The organism is Streptomyces chiangmaiensis, from assembly GCF_036281785.1.
GTDB lineage: Bacteria > Actinomycetota > Actinomycetes > Streptomycetales > Streptomycetaceae > Streptomyces > Streptomyces chiangmaiensis.
The window spans coordinates 1-590 of the sequence record NZ_JAYWVC010000732.1 but is presented as its reverse complement, the minus strand read 5'-3'; the positions used below and the strand labels follow the sequence as shown (position 1 = coordinate 590).

Below are 590 nucleotides of genomic sequence, written 5' to 3'. Positions count from 1 at the left end.
TCCTCCACTTCCTCGGTGCGCGGGAAGAGGTTGGCGTCACCCAGCAGTACGTCCAGGATCAGACGCTCGTAGGCTTCCGGGCTGGACTCGGTGAACGACTCGCCGTAAGCGAAGTCCATCGTGACGTCCCGGATCTCCATCGAGGTGCCCGGCACCTTCGAACCGAAGCGGACCGTCATTCCCTCGTCCGGTTGGACCCGGATGACGATCGCGTTCTCTCCGAGCTCCTCGGTGGCCGTGGAGTCGAACGGGGAATGGGGCGCCCGATGGAAGACGACCGCGATCTCGGTGACGCGGCGGCCCAGGCGCTTGCCGGTACGCAGGTAGAAGGGGACGCCCGCCCAGCGGCGGTTGTCGATCTCCAGCTTGACGGCCGCGTAGGTGTCCGTGGTGGACCCGGGGTCGATGCCGTCCTCCTCGAGGTAGCCCATCACCTTCTCGCCGCCCTGCCAGCCGGCCGCGTACTGCCCGGGCACGGTGTGCAGGCCGAGGTCCTCCGGAAGCCGCACCGACTTCAGGATCTTGAGCTTCTCGGTGACCAGCGCCTCGGCGTCGAAGGCGATGGGCTCCTCCATGGCCGTGAGGGCCAT

Annotated in this window: 1 pseudogene; it reads right to left on the bottom strand. The window is 67.5% G+C overall.

From position 1 onward, the window contains the following. Positions 1 to 590, bottom strand: a pseudogene (locus VXC91_RS46670) (glucose-6-phosphate dehydrogenase); the annotation flags it as partial.